At 39.1% G+C, this 253-nt stretch carries 1 protein-coding gene; it reads right to left on the bottom strand.

Annotated features, from left to right (window positions below):
- A partial coding sequence (locus AAEY72_RS15665; protein ID WP_352311544.1) for a 4-alpha-glucanotransferase occupies positions 1 to 253 on the bottom strand: 253 nt, incomplete at both ends.

Below are 253 nucleotides of genomic sequence, written 5' to 3'. Positions count from 1 at the left end.
CCATACTGCTGTTTAATTTTTAAATCGCTATGCTGCCACCAGCCCACAAATGGCGGTACATCATGATTGGCTATCATTAGCAGGCATTGATCGCTAAGGTCATCGCTATTTACAAATTCATCATTTTGTTGTTTTTCAAAATAAAATAAGCTGTTTGAGAAAATGCCACTATCAACCAGTGCCTCTTTTACCTCCGGTGGTACAACCCCTAAATCTTCGCCTATTACTATGGCCTGATTAAGATGAGATTCAA

The organism is Psychrobacter sp. W2-37-MNA-CIBAN-0211 (assembly GCF_040309405.1).
Lineage (GTDB): Bacteria > Pseudomonadota > Gammaproteobacteria > Pseudomonadales > Moraxellaceae > Psychrobacter > Psychrobacter glaciei.
This window is presented reverse-complemented; position numbering and strand designations above follow the sequence as displayed.